Origin of the sequence: Pandoraea commovens, assembly GCF_024704525.1 — a bacterium.
In the GTDB taxonomy this organism is placed as follows: domain Bacteria; phylum Pseudomonadota; class Gammaproteobacteria; order Burkholderiales; family Burkholderiaceae; genus Pandoraea; species Pandoraea commovens.
Window position 1 is genome coordinate 2,547,540 of record NZ_CP102780.1, and the last position, 17,085, is coordinate 2,564,624.

The following is a 17,085-nucleotide window of genomic DNA, read 5'->3' on the forward strand; positions in this document are numbered from 1 at the left end:
GGACGCCAGACTTAGCTGCGCGCCAGAATATAAACACCCACAAGAATGATGCCGATGGCCACCACGCGCTGCATCGACAGCGTTTCGCCGAACAGATACCACGCGGCGAACGCGTTCACGACATAGCCCAGCGAGAGCATCGGGTAGGCAATCGAGACTTCGACGCGTGAGAGCGCCAGAATCCAGACGACCACGCTGATGGCATAGCAGACGAGCCCGCCCATGATCGGTACCTGCGTGGCAAGTTTGATACCGATGGGCACAATGTTGGCGCGCGTGAATTCCAGGGCGCCGATGGCATTGGCGCCCGCTTTGAGCAACAGCTGGGCGCACGCGTTGAGCAGCACGCCGGTGAGAATAAGGGAAAACGTCGCGAGATTCATGGAACGTTTGTGAACGTTTGTGAATAATTATGGATACCGCAAATAGTCTCGGGAAACCCCAAGCGCGCTATTTTACGTTGTCTTCGGGCTGCGGTTTCGAGATTACGACACGGCGGGCGTCGCGCGCGACGATACGCATCGGCAAATGCGCCGCTTCGAGCTTGGCGAACGTGTCCGGATCGACCAGCGCGAGCGCCTTCGGATCGGCGCGCCAGCGTGCATAGAAGTCGTCGAGCGTCGGCACCCATTTCTGTGGCTCCTGCTTCACGCCGAATTCCAGTTCGTCCGGGTGTTGCACCATGATCATCGTGTGCCCGAGGTAGTAAGGCATGGTGTGATCGAGCACATTCACCGAATAGAACGGCACGTTCGGCCCGAGGCGCTGCATCTCGGCTTTGACGGCGGGCACGAGCAGTACGCCGGTGCTCTGGCGTCCGAAGACTTCATGCCCCATCCCCCCGATGGTCACGAGCAGCAGCATGCCTGCGGAGAACGCCAGCAAGGCGCGACGGGCGCTGTGGCGCGCGAGACGCCACGCAACCAGCGTGCCGACGAGACCGGCGCCCACGGCGAAGTACAACCAGACCTGGAAGGCCTTGTACAGCTCGTTGGGGTTGCGCACGCTGCCGGCGCGTCCGGCAAAGATGGCAACCATCACGAGCGCGGCAATCAGAAAGACGGCATAGCCCGCCATGTGAACGCGCACCGTATCGCGGCGCAATTGCGCCAGATACAGCCCGAACAGGAGCGCCATGGCCGGGGCGATCGGCAGCAAATACGAAATCAGCTTCGAGTGCGACGCACTGAAGAACACGAAGATGAACACCGACCACACCCACAGCAGGGCCGTCGGGGCGAATCCGTTGGGCTGGCGCGGCATGCGTAGCGTAGCGCGCACGGTGCCGGGCAGAATCGACAGCCACGGCAGGAAGCCGACGATGAAGACCGGCACGAAATACCACGGCGCGCCGTCGCGGTTGTGGCCCTCCATTGCGAAGCGGCGGAAGTGTTCGTTGATGAAGAAGAAGTCGAAGAACTCGGGGTTGCGCATCTGCACGAGCACGAACCACGGTGCGGCAACGGCAAAGAAGACGATCAGGCCGCTGCCCAGATAAAGACGTCGCCACAAGGCCCAGTCGCGCGTGACGAGCGTATACAGGACGAGAACGGCCCCCGGCAGCACAATGCCGACGAGGCCTTTACTCAGTACGGCCAGCGCCATGGCGGCCCAGCACAGCCACATCCAGCCGCGTACGGCGGAGCGTTCGAGTCCGGGGCGTTGCGCGAGCAGCAGCGCACACAAGGACAACCCCATGAAGAACGACAGGCCCATGTCGAGCACGTTGAAGTGCCCGAGCAGCGACCACAGGGGGGCTGCGGCCAGTGCAGCGGCGGCGAACAGGCCCACGCGGGCGTTGAATACGCGCCGACCCGTGAAGCCGACCATCAGCACGCCCGCAAAACCGGTCAGTGCCGTCCAGAGACGGGCCTGCCACTCGCCCAGCCCGAAGGCGGCGAAGGTAAGCGCGTTCATCCAGGTTTGCAGCGGCGGCTTCTCGAAGTACTTGTAGCCGTTGTAGCGCGGCGTAATCCAGTCGCCGGTCGTCCACATTTCGCGCGCCATCTCGGCGTAGCGGCCTTCGTCGCTGGCAATCAGGTGACGATAGTCGAGCACGCCGAACCAGACAAGCGCAAACGCCAGGAGCAGCAGCCAGAAGGCGGCCGGGGACAGCGGGTAGGCGGCGGACGGTGTGCCGGAGGCGGAAAGCGTGGGCACAGGAGGCGGAGGAGGCGGCGTGATCGTGTCTGCGGCCATCAGGCCGGGAGCGAGCGGGCGGCGGCTCACTCAGTCGCCTCGGTTTCGATGAGCACCGCGAGGACGACGCGACGCCCCTCGGTCATCAGAATGTTGTACGTGCGGCATGCAGCCTGCGTGTCCATGGAATCGACGCCGACCCGCTGGCTCGTCAGGGCCGTGGTCAGACGCGGGTGGGCGAAGTGAAGGCGCTCGCCGCTGCCGAAGATAACGACTTCCGGTTCGCGCGCGCGCAGCTTGTCGAAGTGGGACGCGTCGAGCGCATCGAAGCGCGACACTGCCCACGGCGTCACTTCGCCCTCGGGGGCGATGATCACGCTGTGGTCGTAACGAACCTTGTTGACTTCGACATAGCCGGGGCCGTAGCCGGTGACCGTGTTCAATGCCGCTTGTGACGGATCTTGATGCAGTTTCACTTTCGGAGATTCCCTACCCAGTGGTGGCTGAGCGATCGGCAGATCGTGTAACGGGCGGGCATCTTGCCCTGCGTGCCGCAAACCGTCAATGATGCATTGCCGAAGTCTGTCATAATTGGCTAAATTATAGCTTTTTGCCGTACGCAGCACGGCAAAACCGTTGCAGTGCGGCATTTGTTACGCCGAATCCGGGAAAAATGCGGTGTCATGTGCGTTTTGCGCGCGCATTTATCGCACGCCGACGCACCGATCGACCGATTGATCGTACGCGCTCGATATTTCCCGCGGGTTCGCCGTGCGTTCCCGCCTGCTGCCGGCCCGTCCGGATCCCTGCGCCGCCCGTCAAGACCACAACCGCCGTGAAACCGATCCTCAAATCGCAGAAATTGCAGAATGTCTGCTACGACATTCGTGGGCCCGTGCTCGAACATGCCAAGCGCATGGAAGACGAAGGTCATCGCATCATCAAGCTGAACATCGGCAATCTGGCGCCGTTCGGCTTCGAACCGCCCGACGAGATCGTTCAGGACATGATCCGCAATCTGCCGAACTCGGCCGGATATTCGGACTCGCGGGGGGTGTTCGCGGCGCGCAAGGCGATCATGCACTACTGCCAGCAAAAGCGCATCAAAGACGTTCAGCTCGACGATATCTACCTCGGCAACGGGGCGTCCGAACTGATCGTGATGGCCATGCAGGCGCTGCTCAACGACGGCGACGAAGTGCTCGTGCCCGCGCCTGACTATCCGCTGTGGACGGCCGCCGTCAGCCTCTCGGGCGGCACCCCGGTGCACTACATCTGCGACGAGCAGGCCGACTGGCAGCCGGATCTCGCGGACATCCGCAAGAAGATCACGCCCAACACGCGCGCGATTGTCATCATCAACCCGAACAATCCGACCGGCGCACTGTATTCGGACGAACTCCTCAAGGAGATCGTCTCGCTCGCCCGCGAACACAAGCTGATCATTTACGCCGACGAGATCTACGACAAGATCATCTATGACGGCGAAGAGCACACGTCTATCGCCTCGCTTTCCGAAGACGTGCTCACGATCACCTTCAACGGCTTGTCCAAGAGCTATCGCGCGTGCGGCTACCGCGCAGGCTGGATGGTCGTGTCGGGCGACAAGCGTCCGGCGCGCGACTATATCGAAGGGTTGAACATTCTCGCTTCGATGCGTCTGTGCCCGAACGTGCCCGGTCAGTACGCCATTCAGACGGCACTGGGCGGCTATCAAAGCATCAAGGACCTGATCGTGCCGGGCGGACGCCTGTACGAGCAGCGCGAGATCGCCTACCGCATGCTCACCGACATCCCCGGTGTGACCTGCGTGAAACCGAAGGCGGCGCTGTATTTGTTCCCGCGTCTGGATCCGGCGGTGTACCCCATCGCCAACGATCAGGACTTCATTCTCCAGTTGCTGCTCGAAGAAAAGGTCCTGCTGGTGCAGGGCAGCGGCTTCAACTGGATGCACCCCGACCATTTCCGCGTAGTGTTCCTGCCTCACGAGGGCGACCTGGAAGACGCCATCAGTCGCATTGCCCGCTTCCTGGACGGTTATCGCCGTCGCCACGGCAAGTGATGCGCGCCAACCGATTCCGACTTTTGAGTAAAACTGCATGAAACCGATCAAATTGGGCCTGCTGGGCCTGGGCACCGTAGGCTATGGTGCCTTCCAGGTACTGGCTCGCAACCAGGAAGAAATCCAACGTCGCGCCGGCCGGGGTATCGAGATTACGAAGGTCGCGGTGCGAAATGTCGAACGGGCCAAGGGGCTTGTGGGCCACGCGGCGGTCGTCACGGGCGATCCGTTCGAGGTCGTGAACGATCCGGCCATCGACGTCGTGGTCGAAACCATCGGCGGCTACGATCTTACGAAGGAACTGGTCCTCAAGGCGATCGAGAACGGCAAGCACGTGGTCACCGCCAACAAGGCGTTGCTGGCCGTGTACGGTAACGAGATCTTCGCCGCCGCCCGCAAAGCCAACGTGATGGTGGCGTTCGAAGCGGCTGTCGCCGGTGGGATTCCGATCATCAAGGCGCTGCGCGAAGGCCTGACGGCCAACCGCATTCAGTGGATCGCCGGGATCATCAACGGCACCACGAACTTCATTCTCTCGGAGATGCGCGACAAGGGCATCGACTTCGACGTGGCGCTCGCCGACGCACAGCGTCTGGGCTACGCAGAAGCCGATCCGACGTTCGACATCGAAGGCGTCGACGCCGCCCACAAGCTCACGCTGATGAGCGCCATTGCGTTCGGCGTGCCGGTGCAGTTCGACCGTGCCTACGTCGAAGGCATCACCAAGCTGTCGGCGCTCGACATCAAGTACGCCGAGGAACTCGGCTACCGTATCAAGCTACTGGGCATTACGCGTCGCGCGGAAAACGGCATCGAACTGCGCGTGCACCCGACGCTGATCCCGTCCAAGCGCCTCATCGCCAATGTGGAAGGCGCGATGAACGCCGTGCTGGTGCAGGGCGACGCCGTAGGCGCCACGCTCTACTACGGCAAGGGCGCAGGCGCTGAGCCGACGGCGTCGGCCGTGGTGGCCGACATCGTCGACGTGACCCGTCTGCAGACGGCCGACCCGGAGCATCGCGTACCGCATCTGGCGTTCCAGCACGACTCGCTGTCCGACACGCCGGTGCTGCCGATCGACGAAGTCACGACGAGCTACTACCTGCGTCTGCGCGTGGTGGACCGTGCCGGTGTGATGGCGGAGCTCACGCGCATTCTGGCGGACCTGGACATCTCCATCGACGCGCTGCTGCAAAAGGAATCGCGCGAAGGCGAGCACCAGACCGACATCATCATCCTGACGCACCAGACGCTGGAGAAGCACATCAACTCGGCCATCGCGAAGATCGAGGCGATGGACACGGTGCTCTCCAAGGTCACGCGCATCCGTATGGAAGCGCTGAGCTGAGCGGCACAGGTAACCGATACGACAGGACACGATCCCAATGAAATACATCTCCACGCGCGGCGCGGGCCTCACCTCTGGCGAACCGCAGTCGTTCTCCAGCATTCTGCTCGGCGGCCTTGCTCCGGACGGCGGTCTTTATCTGCCGACGGAGTACCCGCAGGTGACGGCCGACGAGCTGCGCGCCTGGCGTCAGCTGTCGTACGCCGAACTGGCCGCCAAGGTGCTGGCCAAGTTCGCGGGCGACATTCCGGCCGAGATCCTGGCCGATCTGACGAAGCGTACGTACACCGCCGAGGTGTATCGCAACGTGCGTTCAGGCGAAGACGCCGCGGACATCACGCCGTTGCTGCCGTTGGGCGTTGAGGGTGACACGCAGTTGTCGCTGCTCGCGCTCTCGAACGGCCCGACGCTGGCGTTCAAGGACATGGCCATGCAACTGCTTGGCAACCTGTTCGAATACGCGCTGGCGCAGCACGGCGACGCGCTCAACATTCTCGGCGCGACCTCCGGCGATACCGGCAGCGCGGCAGAATACGCCATGCGCGGCAAGGAAGGCATTCGCGTCTTCATGCTCTCGCCGGCGGGCAAGATGAGCGCGTTCCAGACGGCGCAGATGTACAGCCTGCAAGACCCGAACATCTTCAATCTCGCAGTCGAAGGGGTGTTCGACGACGCGCAGGACATCGTCAAAGCCGTCTCGAACGATCACGCCTACAAGGCGCGCTACAAGATCGGCACGGTCAATTCGATCAACTGGGCGCGCGTCGTGGCGCAGGTCGTGTACTACTTCAAGGGCTATTTCGCGGCCACGGGCGGCAAGTCCGGCCAGGATGGCGAAGTGTCGTTCACGGTGCCGTCGGGTAACTTCGGCAACGTCTGCGCCGGTCACATCGCGCGCATGATGGGTCTGCCGATCCGCAAGCTGGTCGTGGCGACCAACGAAAACGACGTGCTCGACGAGTTCTTCCGCACCGGCCGTTACCGCGTGCGCAAGTCGGTCGAGACGTTCCACACGAGCAGCCCGAGCATGGACATCTCGAAGGCTTCGAACTTCGAGCGTTTCCTGTTCGATCTGCTGGGCCGAGATGCCACGGCAACGGCCGATCTGCTCAAGAAGGTCGAGCGCGAAGGCGGCTTCGATCTGTCGGGCAGCGAGGCGTTCGCGCGCGTCGCAAAGTTCGGTTTCGTGTCGGGTCGCAGCACGCACGCGGATCGTCTGGCGACGATTCAGGACGTGGCCAAGCGTTACGACGTGGTCATCGATACGCACACCGCCGACGGCGTGAAGGTCGCGCGCGAAGCGCTCGAACCCGGCGTGCCGATGGTCGTGCTGGAAACCGCGCAACCGGCGAAGTTCGCCGAAACGATTCGCGAGGCGTTGCATCGCGAGCCGCCGCGTCCGGCGGCCTTCGAGCAGCTGGAATCGCTGCCGCAGCGCTTCGAGACCGTGCCGAACGACGTGGAACGCGTGAAGGCCTACATTGCCGAGCACACAGGCCTGTAGGACGGTGCTTCGCCTTCTGCGCGCTTTTGCGTTTATTGACTGACTCCCGGGCCATTCGCATGCTGAGTACACAAGAAGCCCTCGACGCCGTGCTGGCGGCGGCGCGCCCGCTCAACGAGCATGAGACGGTCGACACGCTCGCGGCCAACGGCCGGGTGCTGGCGGCCGACGTCGTCGCCACGCTCGACGTCCCGCCGATGGACACGAGCGCGATGGACGGATACGCCGTTCGCGCTGCCGATCTGACGGGCGACGCCACGGTGTTGCCCGTCTCCCAGCGTATTCCCGCCGGGCACGCGCCCGAGCCGCTCGCCAGCGGCACCGCGGCGCGCATCTTCACGGGGGCGCCGGTGCCCCCGGGGGCCGACGCCGTTGTGATGCAGGAGCAGTGCGAAACGCGTGAGGACGGGGCAGTCGTGATTCGTCACACCCCGGAAGCAGGCGAGTTCGTGAACCGTCAGGGTGCGGACATTCGTCGCGACAGCGTGGTGCTGGCGGCCGGTACCCGGCTGCGCGCGCAATCGCTGGGACTGGCGGCGTCCGTCGGCATCGCGAAGCTTCAGGTGGCAAGGCGTTTGCGCGTCGCTGTGTTTTTCACGGGCGACGAGCTGACGATGCCCGGTGAGCCGTTGCGTGCGGGCAGCATCTATAACTCCAACCGCTTCGTGCTGCGCAGCCTGCTGGAGAATCTGGGCTGCGAGATGACCGATTACGGCATCGTGCCCGACAACCTGGCGGCCACGCGCGCGATTCTGCGCGATGCCGCTCGCGGCAACGATCTGATCATCACGTCCGGCGGTGTGTCGGTGGGCGAGGAGGATCACGTGAAGCCAGCGGTGGAAGCCGAGGGGCGCCTGAACCTGTGGCAGATCGCGCTCAAACCGGGTAAACCGCTGGCGTACGGCGAGGTCAACCGCATGGGCGGCGGCACGGCGCACTTCATCGGCCTGCCGGGGAATCCGGTGTCGAGTTTTGTGACGTTCCTGCTATTTGTGCGGCCGTTCATTCTGCGTTTGCAAGGAGTGACGGACGTGACGCCGCGCCGCATCGCGATGCGCGCCGATTTCACACAGAAGAAGGCGGATCGCCGCAACGAATTCGTGCGGGCACGCCTGAACGATCAGGGCGGTCTCGACGCCTTCCCGAACCAAAGCTCGGCAGTCCTCACCTCGACCGTATGGGGCGACGGCCTCATCGACAACCCGCCGGAACACCGCATCGAAGCTGGGCAGACGGTGGCGTTCCTGCCGTTCTCGGACCTTCTATATTGAGAGACAGATGCATGGCACGGCGCCCCGTGCCATGCATCGGACAGACTATGCAGATCGATCTTCGCTTTTTCGCCAGTGTCCGTGAGGCGCTCAACGTCGCCGAGGAGCGCGTGGACGCGCTGCCTGCCGGGATTGCCACGGTGGGAGACGTGCGGGAATGGCTGTGTGCGCGCGGCCCGGTCTGGGCCGAGACGCTCGGCCCGCAGCGCTCGCTGCGCATGGCGCTGAATCATACGATGGTGCCCGCATCCACCCGCCTGACGGAAGGCTGCGAAGTCGCGTTCTTCCCGCCGGTGACGGGCGGCTGAGCCACGCGCGCTACATAGCTAAGGAGACGTCATTCCATGCCGATTCGAGTGCAGACCGAGGATTTCGACCTGTCGGAGGAAGTCCGGCGCTTGCGTGCCGACGATCTGCGCGTCGGTGCGGTGGCGACCTTCGTCGGAACGGTGCGCGATCTGAATGATGGGAAGGACGTCTCGCGCATGACGCTCGAACACTACCCGGGCATGACGGAGAAGGCGCTGGAGGCGATTGTCGTGCAGGCGCGCGAGCGCTGGCGCTTGTTCGACGCGCTGGTGATTCACCGCTACGGCGACCTTGGGCCCGGCGATCAGATCGTGCTGGTGGCGGTCACGTCGGCGCACCGGGGCGACGCCTTTGCCGCCTGCGAGTTCATCATGGACTATCTGAAGACCGAAGCGCCGTTCTGGAAGAAGGAATCCACGCCGCAAGGCGAGCGCTGGGTCGACGCTCGCGAGACCGACACGGCCGCCCGCGAGCGCTGGACGAGCGGCGAGAAGTCCTGATTTCACCTTCGGAGGCCGTCAAGCCTCCAATTTCCTCGCGTACGTCAAATAACGTCGCCGAAATGCTCTGATTTTCGTCGATCGTATCAATCGTGCTGCCGAGTCGGCCGTCGTTGCTTGATGCTGTCGAGCAAGGCGCGCTGCGCGGGCGGCAACGTGTATTCCCATCCGAACAGGTTCAGTTGAAGGCTCTCCGCGATGCGGATGGCCGGTTCCGCGAAGGCGAACGCCGCTTGCGGCTCGAACAGCTTGTCGAGCGTATCGAAGAAGAGCGCAAGCCAGCGGCTGAAGTGCTCGCCACTGAGATGCCCGAAAGGCTGATGCGCCTGCGTCACATTGCCGCGGTAACGTTTGGCACCGAGCACGATGCTCGACCAGAACGCGACCATCTTTTCCAGATGCATGTCCCAGCGGCCTTCGAGGGCCTGCCGGAATACCGGGCCGAGCAGATCGTCGTCGCGAATGCGTCCGTAGAACGTGTGGACGAGCAGGCGTACGGCGTCCTCGTCGATATCGGCAATACGGGCGGCCGGGGCCGTCGGCCATTCCAGTGGGTCGATGGCGGGCTGGCCGGCAGATCTTACGGTCGTCGGAAGCGTGGAATCGGCGGACATTTCGGCGGGTGGAGGGGCCGACAATGGTGTCATACGGGCTGTTCAGGTGCCCGGATGACGCATGGTGCGGCGTGCTGAAAGTAGCTATTATGAGCTTCAAACCCGGGCGTGTCCTGCGGTTGTCCCAACGCACGACGCGTCCGGCGCAGGGCGGCGATTCCGTCGTCTTCCCCGCCCGGCAAGCCTGAAGCCGGCGTCTCGTCCGGCGTTGCGCGAAATGTCAAACGTCGCGCTGTAATGCCCCTTGAAACCACAGGGGCTTGTCCGCACATCCGATCCAGAGAGATTTCTTACCGGAGCACTAGATGCGACAAGACAAATTCACCACGCAGTTCCTGGAAGCGCTGGCTGATGCCCAAAGCATGGCAGTCGGTCGCGACCAGCAATACATCGAACCGCTGCACCTTCTCGCCGCGCTGATCGCACAACCCGAGGGCGCTGCGCGCTCGTTGTTGCAGCGCGCAGGCGTGCAGGTTCAGCCGCTGGCGCACGACATCGAAACGGCCATTGCGAAGTTGCCGCAGGTGCAGGGCACCGACGGCAACGTGCAGGTCAGCCGCGAACTTGCGGGCCTGCTCAACCAGGCCGACAAAGAAGCGCAGAAGCATGGCGACAGCTACATCGCCAGCGAGATGTTCCTGCTCGCGCTCGCCGACGACAAGGGCGACACGGGCAAGCTCGCGCGCGGCCGTGGCCTCACCCGTAAATCGCTGGAAGCTGCCATCGAAGGCGTGCGCGGTGGTGCATCCGTCGACAGTCAGGATGCTGAAAACCAGCGTGAAGCCCTCAAGAAATACACGCTCGATCTGACCGAGCGCGCCGCGTCCGGCAAGCTCGATCCGGTGATCGGCCGCGACGACGAAATTCGTCGCACGATCCAGATCCTGCAACGCCGTACCAAGAACAACCCTGTGCTCATCGGTGAGCCGGGGGTGGGTAAGACGGCCATTGTGGAAGGGCTCGCACAACGTATCGTCAACGGCGAAGTGCCGGAGTCGCTCAAGAACAAGCGCGTGCTTGCGCTCGACATGGCCGGACTGCTGGCCGGAGCGAAGTTCCGCGGCGAGTTCGAAGAGCGCCTGAAGAGCGTGCTCAACGACATTGCCAAGGACGAAGGCCGCACGATCCTGTTCATCGACGAAATTCACACGATGGTCGGCGCAGGCAAGGCCGAAGGTGCGATGGATGCGGGCAACATGCTCAAGCCTGCGCTTGCGCGCGGCGAGTTGCATTGCATCGGGGCCACCACGCTCGACGAGTATCGCAAGTACATCGAGAAGGACGCCGCATTGGAGCGTCGCTTCCAGAAGGTGCTGGTCGAAGAGCCGAGCGTCGAAGCGACGATCGCGATCCTGCGCGGTTTGCAGGAGAAGTACGAGCTGCACCACGGTGTGGAGATCACCGACCCGGCCATTGTTGCGGCGGCTGAACTCAGCCAGCGCTACATCACCGATCGCTTCCTGCCGGACAAGGCCATCGATCTGATCGACGAAGCTGCGTCGAAGATCAAGATGGAAATCGACTCGAAGCCGGAAGTGATGGACAAGCTCGACCGTCGTCTCATCCAGTTGAAGATCGAGCGCGAAGCCATCAAGAAGGAAACGGACGAAGCCTCGCAAAAGCGCCTGGCACTGATCGAGGAAGAGATTTCGCGCCTGGAGCGTGAGTACGCCGACCTCGAAGAAGTGTGGACGGCCGAGAAGGCGGCGGTGCAGGGCAGCGCGCAGGTCAAGGAAGAGATCGACCGCGTGCGCGCCGAGATCGCCAAGCTGCAACGCGAAGGCAAGCTCGACAAGGTGGCCGAGTTGCAATACGGCAAGCTGCCGCAGCTCGAAGCGCAGTTGAAGGACGCCGACGCTGCCGAAGCGGCAGGTCAGCAGTCGCAGCCGCGTCTGTTGCGCACGCAAGTGGGCACGGAAGAGATTGCGGACGTCGTCTCGCGCGCCACGGGCATTCCGGTGTCGAAGATGATGCAGGGCGAGCGCGAGAAGCTGCTCAAGATGGAAGACAAGCTTCACGAGCGCGTGATCGGACAGGACGAGGCCATTACGGCTGTGGCCGACGCCATCCGTCGTTCGCGTGCGGGGTTGGCGGATCCGAACCGTCCGTACGGTTCGTTCCTGTTCCTCGGGCCGACCGGTGTGGGCAAGACCGAGCTGTGCAAGGCGCTCGCGATGTTCCTGTTCGATTCGGAGGATCACCTCATCCGTATCGACATGAGCGAGTTCATGGAGAAGCACAGTGTGGCGCGTCTGATCGGGGCGCCTCCGGGCTACGTCGGGTACGAGGAAGGCGGTTATCTGACGGAAGCCGTGCGTCGTAAGCCGTACAGCGTGATTTTGCTCGACGAAGTCGAGAAGGCGCACCCGGACGTCTTCAACGTGCTGCTGCAAGTGCTGGACGATGGCCGCATGACCGACGGTCAGGGACGTACCGTGGACTTCAAGAACACGGTGATCGTGATGACGTCGAACCTCGGTTCGTCGATGATTCAGTCGATGGTGGGCGAGCCGCAGGAGCGGATCAAGGACGCTGTGTGGACGGAGATCAAGGATCACTTCCGTCCGGAGTTCCTGAACCGGATCGACGAAGTCGTCGTGTTCCACGGACTCGACCAGAAGCATATCGAGTCGATTGCGACGATTCAGATCGAGATCCTGCGTCAGCGTCTGGCGAAGCTCGATATGAATCTCGAAGTCACCAAGGCGGCGCTCACGCATGTGGCGCGCGAAGGCTTCGACCCGGTGTTCGGGGCACGACCGCTCAAGCGTGCGATCCAGCAAGAGATCGAGAACCCGGTCGCCAAGCTGGTACTCGCAGGCACGTTTGGCCCGAAGGACACGATCCCGGTCGACTGGCGCAATGGCCGCTTCACCTTCGATGGCGAGACCGCCGCGCAGGTGAACAAGGCGACCGAGGCCGCCGCCGAGTAAGCCTCACCGGCTGACGGTCCGAATCATCCCCGCGTTTCGAAAGAGGCGCGGGGATTTTTTTGTGTGTGAGGCGATGCGTCGTCCTGTCACAATCGTCGGCGAAAATGCGCGACCGCCGCGTCGTCTCGTAGGTGGTCGTGGGGGGGCGTGACAATGCGCGCACCATTCGCGCCACCGTTCGCGCCGGCGAGGCTGCGGTTGGCGTCGACGGCAAACCGTTCGTCGCAAGCGGGCTGCGAGGCGCGCGGTGCTTGCTTATCGTCAGGTCATGATTCGAACCCTGTGAGGACGTCATGACGACGATAGTAGCGATCCACGTGGCGGTAGCGACGGCCGCCGTCTTGTTAGCCACGGGCATTCTGCTCATGCGACGCGGCACGCCCCGGCACCGGTGGGCGGGACGCCTGTGGGTGTCGGCGATGACGGCGACGGCCGCGACGAGCTTCGGCATCCGGGAGTTGGGTCGCGGCAACTTTTCGTGGCTGCATGCGCTTTCGGCGTACGTGCTGGTCGGGCTGGCGCTTGCGGTACTGGCGATTCGGCGCGGCGACGTGATGGCGCATCGGCGGCAAATGATGGGGCTGTTTACCGGGCTGGTCATCGCGGGCGTCGCGGCTGTGGCGGTGCCCGGGCGCACGCTCAGCAACGCGTTCGCGCAGATGTGGCAACATGATGCACGGCCGTTAGGGACACTAGAACAGACGCATAGAGAGACGCTGGCTGACGGGCACAGTGACGGGATTCACCAGGTGCAAAACGGTGCACCAGCCCGAGCGCACGACGAGACAGCTGATAAAGCACCCAAGCGGCCGAAGTCCGGGCAGGGCCTGCTCGCCATGATCGCAGGATCGGGCTGGAGCGAAGCCGGAGGCGCACAACAATGACGTCGACCATGAAATCATCGCAATCCGCTCAGGCCGCTCAGGCCGCTCAGGCCGGGCAGGCGGGCCGCGTCATCGAGACGCGTGGCCTGTGGCTTCGATTTGCGCGTGAACTCGTGGGTGTGCTGCTTTTCAACACGGCCATCGCGCTGGCGCTCTGGTTCATCGGCTTCGGCGGCTCGTTCATTCAGAATCTGGTCTTTGCGCAGTGCATCGGCATTGCCATCACGGTGTTTATCGACGGCGGACGTCGGTTGATCTGGCGCGATGCGCGACCGTCGATGGCGGGGTTCCTGCTGCTCGTCGCGTTCGGTTGCGCAGCTGGTCTGGCGCTCGGCATTGCGATGGGGACGATATTGCTGGGTCTGCCGATCGCGATGTGGCGTCCAGTCAACGGCCATTCGATGCCCATCGTTTTACTGATCGCGCTGATTGCGACGGCGATTGGCAGCTATCACGGCTGGTCGCGCGCGCGCATCGCACAGTTGAGTGAGGAGACGGCGCATCAGGCGTTGCGCGAAGCCGCAGCCGACCGTCAACTGGTGTACGCGCAACTGCAGACACTTCAGGCGCAATTGGAGCCGCACTTCCTGTTCAACGTGCTGGCAAATCTCGATTCGCTGATCGCGAGCGACCCGGCCCGGGCGCGTGTACTGCTCGGCCACCTGAATCGCTTCTTGCGTGCGTCGCTGGCGGCGACCCGCTCGCAGACCACGCCGCTCGCAGACGAGTTTGCGTTGCTTGAAGCGTTACTGGCCATCCAGCAGGTGCGCTTCGGTGAGCGTCTGCGTTACACGTTCGATTTGCCTGACGAATGCCGTGCTATGCGTGTGCCTCCCATGCTCGTGCAGCCGCTGGTGGAGAACGCGGTGAAGCACGGCGTCGAACCGCTGTCGGGTGGTGCGCGCGTGGCGGTGAGCGCGTGGTGCGAACGGACGGCCTCCGGCATGGACCAGATCGTGGTGCGCGTGACGGACGACGGTGCAGGCTTTCCCGTTGAAGGTACGAATACTGGCGGCGATGCGGCGGAACGTACGTTCGGCATCGGCCTGACGAATATCCGGGAGCGCCTGCGGGTGCTCTACGGCGACGGCGCACGACTCACGCTCACCGAGGGCGTACCGCGAGGCGTCGTTGCCACATTGCGCTTGCCTGTGGCATCGCCCGGGCAGGGAGCCGAAACGGGCAGCGCAAATGGCAGAAGTTTCTAGTCGCAGAGAGTGGAGTGCATGACATCCCCCGTCGCCCTGATTGCCGAAGACGAACCGTTGCTCGCCGACGCGTTGCGCGCCATGCTCGCGCAGGCATGGCCCGAGTTGCAGATGTTGCCCGTCGCACCTGACGGCACGTCGGCGATTGCGGCCATCGCCCGGTCGCAACCGGACGTGGTGTTTCTCGACATCTCAATGCCGGGTGCGACCGGCATCGAGGTTGCGCAAGCGTGTGCGCGATTGAGCCGTCCGCCTCAGATCGTGTTTGTGACGGCGTTCGACCGGTTCGCGCTGGACGCCTTCGACGCGGCGGCCGTCGATTACCTGCTCAAGCCGGTGGCGCCGGAGCGTCTGGCCCGGACGGTCGCGCGTGTGCGCGAACGGCTGGCTGCGCCGACGGGCGATACGCTCTCGAAGTTGTTGACGACCTTACGTACTCATCTGGACGCGGGAGAGGGGCGGCTGTCTGATTCAGCCCGGAGCGCGCCTGCGGGACAGGCGGGACAGGCGGGTCAGGCGAGTCAAAGCGGACAGAATCCCCGCGAGTATCTCCAGTTCGTGCGTGCGTCGGTGCGCGACGAGATTCGGATCGTGCCCGTCGAGGAGATTTGCTTTTTCGAAGCGGCGGACAAGTATGTCCTGGTGGCGACGGTCGAAGGCGACCTGCTCATCCGCACGAGTCTGCGCGAGCTATTGCCGCAGCTCGATCCGTCGCGATTCTGGCAGGTGCATCGCAGCACCGTCGTCAATGTGGGGGAAGTCGTGAGCGCGCAGCATACGCCGCTCGGACGTCTGACACTCAAACTCAAACGCCGCAAAGACCGCGTGGCGGTCAGTCGTCAGTACGCTCATCTGTTCCGACAAATGTAGTGTCGGGGGCGGTGGCGAAGAAGTCGGTCGGCGTACGTCCGAAGGTGCGCTTGAACATCGCGGAGAACGCGCTCTGACTCCGATAGCCGAGTTCGCGCGCGATGCGCGAAAGCGGATAGCCCTTGGACGCGAGCGGAATCGCCTGTGCGAGCAGCGCCTGCTGACGCCATTGCACGAAACTCATATTCAATTCCTGACGGAACAGACGTCCGATCGTGCGCGGGCTGGCACCGGCGAAGCGCGCCCATTGATCGAGCGTCCAGGCGCGGGCCGGATCGGCGAGCATCGCCGTACATAACGTGAGCAGGCGCTTGTCGCGGGGAAGCGGGACTTCCAGTGGCAGCGGGGAGGCGCGTCGCAGTTCGTCGAGAATCAATGCGCCGAGCAGTTGCTCGCGCGGCGGGTCGAGATCGGGGCCCGGCACGTCGATGGCGGCGATCAATTCCCGCAGCAGCGCGGAGACTTCCACCACGCGACATTGATCGAGACCCGAGGGGATCACGTCGGGATGCACATACAGCGTGCGCAAATACGACGGCTCGTTGACGAGCAGGCTGTGTTCGATGTCAGGTGGAATCCAGATTGCACGTGAAGGCGGCACAATCCACGCGGCGTCGGCCACGGCGATCTGGATGACGCCTCGTGGGGTGTAAGCGACTTGTGCCCACGCGTGGCGATGATTCGGAACACGGATGCCATCGCGCAACGGCCGGGCGCGCAGGCGCACCGGGCGCGACGGCGTCGGCGTGAAGGTGTCCGGTACGACGTAGTTGTCGAACTCGGCCTGAGTGGCGGGCAGGGGTTCGAGGCCCGGCGGCTCGGCATCCGTCGGACCGGCTGGCGCAGACATAAGCGTCGGCATGACGTGTGATGGGGACAATTGGAATTTTGTAAGTGTAAACTCGTTGCCTGTCACTTTCGAACCGGATGCATGTCATGCCTAGCCTCGCGCCCGTTGCACCCGCTGACCAAGCGGTGTCCGTCGAATCCATCCCGGTCGATGCGCGGACCGATGCCGTGCACGTCTTCGTCTATGGCACGTTGCGCGCGGGAGAGATCAACGACATGATGCGCGCGGCGGAGCGTCACGGCATTGCGGCACCGACGTACGTCGGCACTTCGACGCTGGGCGGGCAGCTCTATGACTTCGGCAGCTATCCGGGTATGGTGCTGGGCGTAGGCGTGGACGAGCGCGTGACCGGTGACGTCTACCGGATAGACACGGCGCTGATCCCCGTGCTCGACGAAATCGAAGCCGTCTATCCGGGCGAGGCAGGCCTGTTCGTGCGAGAGATGCTTGACGTAGCGTGCGCCGGTGCCACGTACGCGTGCATCGTCTATCCGGTGGACGCAGCAGCCGTCAGCCAGTTGCCCCGCATCCCGAACGGCGACTGGATCGCCTATCGCCAGGCACGGGACGCCGACGCAGCGTAGTTGGCGAGG

16 protein-coding genes are annotated in these 17,085 nt (G+C 63.6%); 11 read left to right on the forward strand and 5 right to left on the reverse strand.

The genetic code is table 11. The features are described from left to right. Window positions 1-11 precede the first annotated feature (11 nt). From NTU39_RS11880 to NTU39_RS11890, 3 genes are all read right to left on the reverse strand, one after another. Window positions 12-383 (reverse strand): SMR family transporter, encoded by a 372-nt coding sequence (locus NTU39_RS11880; protein ID WP_039398805.1) that lies wholly within the window; start codon window positions 381-383, stop codon window positions 12-14. A 67-nt stretch (window positions 384-450) separates the two neighbouring features. Continuing rightward, the gene (locus NTU39_RS11885) at window positions 451-2,229 is read right to left on the reverse strand and encodes a glycosyltransferase family 39 protein (RefSeq protein WP_373275378.1); all 1,779 of its coding nucleotides are present in this window, start codon (window positions 2,227-2,229) and stop codon (window positions 451-453) included. Beyond that, window positions 2,226-2,615, reverse strand: a complete 390-nt coding sequence (locus tag NTU39_RS11890) for an Mth938-like domain-containing protein (protein WP_257960076.1) — start codon at window positions 2,613-2,615, stop codon at window positions 2,226-2,228. Before NTU39_RS11890 ends, NTU39_RS11885 begins: the two co-directional genes overlap by 4 nt. Window positions 2,616-2,974: 359 nt before the next feature. On the opposite strand from NTU39_RS11890, the gene NTU39_RS11895 reads away from it, so the two are divergent. Genes NTU39_RS11895 through moaE form a run of 6 tightly spaced genes read left to right on the forward strand, consistent with a single transcriptional unit; the run spans window position 2,975 to window position 9,133 of the window. Beyond that, on the forward strand, window positions 2,975-4,201 hold the full coding sequence (locus tag NTU39_RS11895; protein ID WP_174985086.1) for a pyridoxal phosphate-dependent aminotransferase: 1,227 nt from the start codon (window positions 2,975-2,977) through the stop codon (window positions 4,199-4,201). A 37-nt stretch (window positions 4,202-4,238) separates the two neighbouring features. Then, a complete protein-coding gene (locus tag NTU39_RS11900; RefSeq protein ID WP_150666365.1) occupies window positions 4,239-5,549 on the forward strand; it encodes a homoserine dehydrogenase in 1,311 nt (436 codons plus the stop codon). A gap of 37 nt (window positions 5,550-5,586) precedes the next feature. Beyond that, on the forward strand, window positions 5,587-7,053 hold the full coding sequence (gene thrC / locus NTU39_RS11905) for a threonine synthase (RefSeq protein WP_257959877.1): 1,467 nt from the start codon (window positions 5,587-5,589) through the stop codon (window positions 7,051-7,053). Between the two features lie 59 nt (window positions 7,054-7,112). Further along, window positions 7,113-8,324: a molybdopterin molybdotransferase MoeA gene (locus tag NTU39_RS11910; RefSeq protein WP_257959878.1), complete on the forward strand. Its 1,212-nt coding sequence runs from the start codon at window positions 7,113-7,115 to the stop codon at window positions 8,322-8,324. 47 nt (window positions 8,325-8,371) lie between these two features. Further along, on the forward strand, window positions 8,372-8,632 hold the full coding sequence (gene moaD, locus NTU39_RS11915) for a molybdopterin converting factor subunit 1 (RefSeq protein ID WP_039398793.1): 261 nt from the start codon (window positions 8,372-8,374) through the stop codon (window positions 8,630-8,632). A gap of 36 nt (window positions 8,633-8,668) precedes the next feature. Then, complete coding sequence (gene moaE, locus NTU39_RS11920; protein ID WP_150666368.1) at window positions 8,669-9,133, forward strand: molybdopterin synthase catalytic subunit MoaE; 465 nt, start codon at window positions 8,669-8,671, stop codon at window positions 9,131-9,133. Between the two features lie 86 nt (window positions 9,134-9,219). Here the strand turns inward: moaE and NTU39_RS11925 are convergent, their stop codons facing one another. Then, window positions 9,220-9,747 (reverse strand): group III truncated hemoglobin, encoded by a 528-nt coding sequence (locus NTU39_RS11925; RefSeq protein ID WP_257959879.1) that lies wholly within the window; start codon window positions 9,745-9,747, stop codon window positions 9,220-9,222. A 305-nt stretch (window positions 9,748-10,052) separates the two neighbouring features. Here NTU39_RS11925 and clpB point away from each other — a divergent pair, with 305 nt between their 5' ends. The 4 genes from clpB (at window position 10,053) to NTU39_RS11945 (ending at window position 15,642) form a co-directional block, all read left to right on the forward strand. Next, the gene (clpB, locus tag NTU39_RS11930; protein ID WP_257959880.1) at window positions 10,053-12,680 is read left to right on the forward strand and encodes an ATP-dependent chaperone ClpB; all 2,628 of its coding nucleotides are present in this window, start codon (window positions 10,053-10,055) and stop codon (window positions 12,678-12,680) included. Between the two features lie 293 nt (window positions 12,681-12,973). Next, entirely contained in the window at window positions 12,974-13,564 is a 591-nt protein-coding gene (locus NTU39_RS11935) for a DUF2306 domain-containing protein (protein WP_257959881.1), read from the forward strand. Window positions 13,565-13,572: 8 nt separating this feature from the next. After that, window positions 13,573-14,772: a sensor histidine kinase gene (locus NTU39_RS11940; RefSeq protein ID WP_257959882.1), complete on the forward strand. Its 1,200-nt coding sequence runs from the start codon at window positions 13,573-13,575 to the stop codon at window positions 14,770-14,772. Between the two features lie 18 nt (window positions 14,773-14,790). Next, the gene (locus NTU39_RS11945; RefSeq protein WP_257959883.1) at window positions 14,791-15,642 is read left to right on the forward strand and encodes a LytR/AlgR family response regulator transcription factor; all 852 of its coding nucleotides are present in this window, start codon (window positions 14,791-14,793) and stop codon (window positions 15,640-15,642) included. Here the strand turns inward: NTU39_RS11945 and NTU39_RS11950 are convergent. Beyond that, on the reverse strand, window positions 15,605-16,492 hold the full coding sequence (locus NTU39_RS11950; protein WP_150666436.1) for an AraC family transcriptional regulator: 888 nt from the start codon (window positions 16,490-16,492) through the stop codon (window positions 15,605-15,607). The two genes, NTU39_RS11945 and NTU39_RS11950, sit on opposite strands and share 38 nt — an antisense overlap. A gap of 215 nt (window positions 16,493-16,707) precedes the next feature. Here NTU39_RS11950 and NTU39_RS11955 point away from each other — a divergent pair, with 215 nt between their 5' ends. Continuing rightward, entirely contained in the window at window positions 16,708-17,076 is a 369-nt protein-coding gene (locus NTU39_RS11955; protein WP_257960077.1) for a gamma-glutamylcyclotransferase family protein, read from the forward strand. Window positions 17,077-17,085 lie beyond the last annotated feature (9 nt).

Coding starts and splice junctions, on each gene's coding strand:
- NTU39_RS11955 (WP_257960077.1), top strand. CDS start 16,708: ATGATGCGCGCGGCGGAGCGTCACGGCATTGCGGCACCGACGTACGTC.
- NTU39_RS11935 (WP_257959881.1), top strand. CDS start 12,974: ATGACGACGATAGTAGCGATCCACGTGGCGGTAGCGACGGCCGCCGTC.
- NTU39_RS11880 (WP_039398805.1), bottom strand. CDS start 383: ATGAATCTCGCGACGTTTTCCCTTATTCTCACCGGCGTGCTGCTCAAC.
- moaE (WP_150666368.1), top strand. CDS start 8,669: ATGCCGATTCGAGTGCAGACCGAGGATTTCGACCTGTCGGAGGAAGTC.
- NTU39_RS11910 (WP_257959878.1), top strand. CDS start 7,113: ATGCTGAGTACACAAGAAGCCCTCGACGCCGTGCTGGCGGCGGCGCGC.
- thrC (WP_257959877.1), top strand. CDS start 5,587: ATGAAATACATCTCCACGCGCGGCGCGGGCCTCACCTCTGGCGAACCG.
- NTU39_RS11950 (WP_150666436.1), bottom strand. CDS start 16,492: ATGTCTGCGCCAGCCGGTCCGACGGATGCCGAGCCGCCGGGCCTCGAA.
- NTU39_RS11900 (WP_150666365.1), top strand. CDS start 4,239: ATGAAACCGATCAAATTGGGCCTGCTGGGCCTGGGCACCGTAGGCTAT.
- NTU39_RS11945 (WP_257959883.1), top strand. CDS start 14,791: ATGACATCCCCCGTCGCCCTGATTGCCGAAGACGAACCGTTGCTCGCC.
- moaD (WP_039398793.1), top strand. CDS start 8,372: ATGCAGATCGATCTTCGCTTTTTCGCCAGTGTCCGTGAGGCGCTCAAC.
- NTU39_RS11925 (WP_257959879.1), bottom strand. CDS start 9,747: ATGTCCGCCGATTCCACGCTTCCGACGACCGTAAGATCTGCCGGCCAG.
- clpB (WP_257959880.1), top strand. CDS start 10,053: ATGCGACAAGACAAATTCACCACGCAGTTCCTGGAAGCGCTGGCTGAT.
- NTU39_RS11940 (WP_257959882.1), top strand. CDS start 13,573: ATGAAATCATCGCAATCCGCTCAGGCCGCTCAGGCCGCTCAGGCCGGG.